Consider the following 4645-nt stretch of genomic DNA (forward strand, 5'->3'; position numbering starts at 1 on the left):
TGGGGTGTCAGCGGCAGTGTCGGGTTTGAATTGGCCAGTGGTTTCAGAGCAATGCACGCGGCCAGTGATCTCGATCTGATTCTGCGTGCGCCGCAGATGATCACACGCAATCAGGCCTGCAAACTCGTGGCGCTTTTCGATCAGGCTGTGTGCCGGGTCGACATGCAATTGCAAACGCCATTCGGTGCTGTGGCGCTGCGTGAATGGGCCAGCGGTTCGTTCCGAGTGCTGCTGAAAAATGCTGATCAGGCTTGCCTGGTAATTGATCCGTGGAACCCGCAGGAGCAGGCGGCGTGAGCAGTCTGTTGGTGTTTCCCGGCCAGGGCGCGCAGCAAGCGGGCATGCTCCAGCGTTTGCCTCGGGAAACGTTGGTCGAGGCCAGTGATGTGCTGGGCGAAGATGTTGCGCTGCTGGATTCAGCCGAGGCATTGCGCACGACCAGAGCGGTGCAGCTGTGCCTGCTGATCGCCGGTGTCGCTGCTTCGCGGCAGTTATTGCAGGATGGACTGACTGCGGATTACGTCGCCGGCCTGTCCATCGGTGCCTACCCGGCGGCGGTGGTGGCGGGCGCCTTGAGCTTCAATGACGCGTTGCATCTGGTCAGCCTGCGCGGTGAGTTGATGCAGCAGGCTTATCCACAGGGCTACGGCATGACCGCGATCATCGGTTTGCAGTTATCCACCGTCGAAACGCTGCTGGCGCAGGTGCATAGCGAAGATTCGCCGGTGTATCTGGCCAATATCAATGCCGATAACCAAGTGGTGATTGCCGGCTGCGACCGGGCCATGCAAGCGGTGGCCGAGTTGGCGCGCAATCGTGGCGCCGGACTGGCGAAGCGTCTGGCGGTGAGCGTGCCGTCGCACTGCCCATTGCTGGAAAAACCGGCGCAGGCGCTTGCCGAGGCCTTCGCCAAGGTTGAACTGAAGAACCCGAAAATCGCTTATCTGAGCGGCAGTCGCGCGCGGCCTGTGAGCAAAGTCGAAGCGCTGCGCGACGACCTCGCGTTCAACATGTGCCGCGTGGTGGACTGGCGCGGCACCGTGCAAAGCGCCTACGAGCGCGGCGTACGTCTACAGATCGAACTGCCGCCCGGTGCGGTGCTGACCGGGCTGGCGCGCCGGGTGTTCGAGCAGGGCACTGTCACTGCCTTCGATAGTGCCCGCCTCGACACCCTGCAAGCGCTGTTGCGAGAGGAGGGTGGCCGCCAACTATAAAACCGCCGCGACTCAAGCTTCGAACAACAAAAACAACATTCGACGATGCACTTTGAGGACTACAACAATGATTATTTACGGTGTGGCGTTTCTCGCCTTCTGCACGCTGGTCGGTATCTGGGTTGGTGAACTGCTCGGCAAGCTGATCGGCGTGCCGGCCAACGTCGGCGGTGTCGGCATTGCGATGCTGCTGTTGATCGGCCTGGGCAGCTATCTCTACAAGAGTGGCTGGCTCAAGGGCAAGACCGAGCAGGGCGTGGAGTTCTGGAGCGCGATCTACATTCCCATCGTGGTCGCCATGGCCGCGCAGCAGAATGTCTACGGTGCGCTGAAGGGCGGGCCGATGGCGATTCTTGCCGGCACCCTCGCCGTAGTGATCGCTTTTGCCTTGGTGCCGGTGCTGACGCGCATGGGCAACAAGCAAGAAACGCCGATTGCTCCTGCCAAGACTGCGGGGTGATCGCCATGTACGAATCAATGATGAAAGTGATCACCGGCTACGGTCTGATCAGCGGCTTTTTGATTGTCGGCCTGACCATGTGGGTGTCCTACTGGATGTCCAACACCTTCACCAAGGGCCGTTTGCACGGTTCAGCGATTGCGATTCTGCTCGGGCTGGTGCTGTCTTATGTCGGCGGCGCGCTGACCGGCGGGCAGAAGGGCGTGGTGGATATTCCGTTGTTGTCCGGTATCGGCCTGCTCGGCGGCGCCATGCTGCGCGATTTTGCGATTGTCGCCACCGCGTTTGGCGTGAGTGTCGACGAGCTCAAACGCGCCGGGTTTGTCGGCGTGCTGGCGCTGTTTGTCGGCGTCGGCACCTCGTTTGTGGCGGGCGTTGGCGTGGCGATGGCGTTTGGTTACACCGATGCGGTCAGCCTGACCACGATTGGCGCGGGCGCCGTGACGTATATCGTCGGCCCGGTGACCGGCGCGGCGATCGGTGCCAGTTCCGAGGTGATGGCGCTGTCGATCGCGGCGGGGCTGATCAAGGCGATTCTGGTGATGGTGATGACACCGTTCGTGGCACCGATGATCGGCCTGAACAACCCGCGCAGCGCGGTGATTTTCGGCGGCTTGATGGGCACCTCCAGCGGCGTTGCCGGCGGCTTGGCGGCCACCGATCCGAAGCTGGTGCCATATGGTTGCCTGACGGCGGCGTTCTACACCGCGCTTGGGTGTCTGCTGGGGCCTTCGCTGCTGTTTCTGGCGATGCGCGGGTTGATGGGCTGATCGACCTGACATTGATCGTTCCCACGCTCTGCGTGGGAATGCAGCCCGGGACGCTCCGCGTCCCAAAGCGGACGCAGAGCGTCCATTGAGGCATTCCCACGCAGAGCATGGGAACGATCATGAGCTGGCTTGGCGATTGGCATACATCCGACATTCCGCCAGCAACGCCAGCAGATTCGGATCACGCTCCTTGGCCTTGAGAAACACCACGCCAATGTGCTGCTGCAAGCGGTACTTCACCTGCAACGGGATGAGCTTCACCCGGTTCTCGTACACCGCCGCAATCCGCCCCGGCAACAAGGCGTAGCCCACCCCTGAGCTGACCATGCTCAGCAAAGTGAAGATGTCATTGACCTGCATCGCCACCTTCGGCTCGAACCCTGCCTGCTTGAACACCCGCACACCGTCCTGATGCGTGGCGAAGCCCTGGGTCAGGGTGATGAAGGTTTCATCGCGCACTTCCGCCAGATCGACTTCACTGCGCTGAGCGAATTTTGAATCCGCCGGGGTGGCGAGGAAGATGTCGTCGGAAAACAGCGCAATCTGTTCGCAATCTGGGTCGTTGATGCTGTCGTCCAGCGACACCAGAATCGCGTCGACTTCCATGTTTTTCAGCTTGTAGAGCAGGTCGATGTTCGAGCCGAGAATCAGGTCGATGTTGAGTTCGCTGCGGCGGATTTTCAGGCCCATGATCAGCTGCGGCACGGTTTTCACCGTCAGCGAATACAGCGAGCCGAGCTTGAAACGCTCGGCGGAGAACCCGGCGGCTTCGCGGGTCAGGCGTACGCTGTCGACGACGTCGTTGATCAGCTTCTGCGCACGTTCTTCCAGCACATAGGCGCTTTCCAGTGGCGTCAGATTGCGCCCTTCGTGTTTGAACAGCGGGCAGCGCAGGGCGTTTTCCAAAGAGTGAATGGCGCGGTGCACGCTGACGTTGCTGGTCTGCAATTCGGCGGCGGCGCGGGCGAGGTTGCCGGTGCGCATGAAGGCGAGGAACACCTCGAGTTTTTTCAGGGTCAATTCTTCGTCGATCAGCATGGCGCGGACTCTTTTTGGTATCGGCCGATTGTGCCCAATTCCCGCGTGACGCGCAGGCGAGGTTGAACAGAAACATTGCGCTTTTACGCTCAAGGCCCGAGCCTTGCGCGCTTGCGGTTGTGACTACGAGGTATGCGACACATGTATCACGGGGAAAAACTCAACGCCTGGACCCATCTGGTCGGAGCCATCGCCGCGTTTATCGGCGGCGTATGGATGCTGGTGATTGCCAGCCTCGACGGCAGTCCGTGGAAGATCGTCAGCGTGGCGATCTACGCCTTCACTTTGCTGGTGCTCTACAGCGCCTCGACCGTGTACCACAGCGTGCGCGGGCGCAAGAAAGCGATCATGAAGAAGGTCGACCATTTTTCGATCTACCTGCTGATCGCCGGCAGCTACACGCCGTTTTGCCTGGTGACGTTACGCGGGCCGTGGGGCTGGACGCTGTTCGGGATTGTCTGGGGGCTGGCGCTGATCGGCATCCTGCAAGAGATCAAACCGCGCTCCGAGGCACGGATTCTGTCGATCGTGATTTACGCGGTGATGGGCTGGATCGTGCTGGTCGCGGTCAAACCGCTGATTGCCGCACTGGGCACGACGGGGTTTGCCTGGTTGGCATCGGGCGGGGTGTTGTATACGGTGGGGATTATCTTTTTTGCCCTCGATCACCGGCTGCGGCATGCCCATGGCATCTGGCATCTGTTCGTGATTGCCGGGAGCTTGCTGCACTTTGTCGCGATTCTGTTTTACGTCCTGTAGCCCGGCTGACTGATCGTTCCCACGCTCTGCGTGGTAACGCCTCCTGTGACGCTCTGCGTCACGCTGTTTGGGACGCGGAGCGTCCCGGGCCGCATTCCCACGCAGAGCGTGGGAACGATCAGTCCGGCAAAAAGGTTTAGAAATCACCCCAAAGTTGCTGGGCTACCGCCAGCGCCACCACCGGCGCGGTCTCGGTACGCAGTACGCGTGGGCCGAGGCGGGCGGCGTGGAAGCCGTTGGCCTTGGCTTGCTCGACTTCGCCGTCCGTCAGGCCACCTTCCGGTCCGATCAGGAACGCCAGCGTCGCCGGTTTGGCATGGCTGACCAGCGGTTCTGCGACCGGGTGCAGCACCAGTTTCAATTCGGCTTCGGTCTGCTTGAGCCAGTCCGCCAGCAACACCGGC

7 protein-coding genes are annotated in these 4645 nt (G+C 61.2%); 5 read left to right on the forward strand and 2 right to left on the reverse strand.

Annotated elements, in window-relative coordinates:
- The 4 genes from OQK_RS12850 to madM all read left to right on the forward strand — a co-directional run.
- A partial coding sequence (locus OQK_RS12850) for a malonate decarboxylase holo-ACP synthase (protein ID WP_016772754.1) occupies positions 1 to 297 on the forward strand: 297 nt, incomplete at its 5' end.
- Complete coding sequence (gene mdcH, locus OQK_RS12855) at positions 294 to 1214, forward strand: malonate decarboxylase subunit epsilon (RefSeq protein ID WP_016772755.1); 921 nt, start codon at positions 294 to 296, stop codon at positions 1212 to 1214. The genes OQK_RS12850 and mdcH, both read left to right, overlap by 4 nt.
- A 67-nt stretch (positions 1215 to 1281) precedes the next feature.
- Positions 1282 to 1674, forward strand: coding sequence for a malonate transporter subunit MadL (gene madL, locus OQK_RS12860; RefSeq protein ID WP_016772756.1), 393 nt, complete (start codon positions 1282 to 1284; stop codon positions 1672 to 1674).
- Positions 1675 to 1679: 5 nt separating this feature from the next.
- Entirely contained in the window at positions 1680 to 2444 is a 765-nt protein-coding gene (gene madM, locus OQK_RS12865; protein WP_038861195.1) for a malonate transporter subunit MadM, read from the forward strand.
- 117 nt (positions 2445 to 2561) lie between these two features.
- Here madM and OQK_RS12870 read toward each other — a convergent pair whose 3' ends face one another.
- Positions 2562 to 3482 carry a LysR family transcriptional regulator gene (locus tag OQK_RS12870; RefSeq protein WP_016772758.1) on the reverse strand — a complete coding sequence of 307 codons (921 nt, stop codon included), beginning with the start codon at positions 3480 to 3482 and terminating at the stop codon, positions 2562 to 2564.
- Positions 3483 to 3623: 141 nt separating this feature from the next.
- Here OQK_RS12870 and trhA point away from each other — a divergent pair, with 141 nt between their 5' ends.
- On the forward strand, positions 3624 to 4241 hold the full coding sequence (gene trhA, locus OQK_RS12875; protein ID WP_016772759.1) for a PAQR family membrane homeostasis protein TrhA: 618 nt from the start codon (positions 3624 to 3626) through the stop codon (positions 4239 to 4241).
- A gap of 136 nt (positions 4242 to 4377) precedes the next feature.
- Here trhA and OQK_RS12880 read toward each other — a convergent pair.
- Positions 4378 to 4645: RsmE family RNA methyltransferase (locus tag OQK_RS12880; protein WP_038860912.1), on the reverse strand; the 268-nt coding region annotated here is incomplete at its 5' end.

The sequence above is a fragment of the Pseudomonas sp. R62 genome, from assembly GCF_000257605.1.
Lineage (GTDB): Bacteria > Pseudomonadota > Gammaproteobacteria > Pseudomonadales > Pseudomonadaceae > Aquipseudomonas > Aquipseudomonas atacamensis.

Bases quoted from the DNA above. Each gene is read 5' to 3' on its own strand.
- madL (WP_016772756.1), top strand. From the start codon at position 1,282: ATGATTATTTACGGTGTGGCGTTTCTCGCCTTCTGCACGCTGGTCGGT.
- OQK_RS12870 (WP_016772758.1), bottom strand. From the start codon at position 3,482: ATGCTGATCGACGAAGAATTGACCCTGAAAAAACTCGAGGTGTTCCTC.
- madM (WP_038861195.1), top strand. From the start codon at position 1,680: ATGTACGAATCAATGATGAAAGTGATCACCGGCTACGGTCTGATCAGC.
- trhA (WP_016772759.1), top strand. From the start codon at position 3,624: ATGTATCACGGGGAAAAACTCAACGCCTGGACCCATCTGGTCGGAGCC.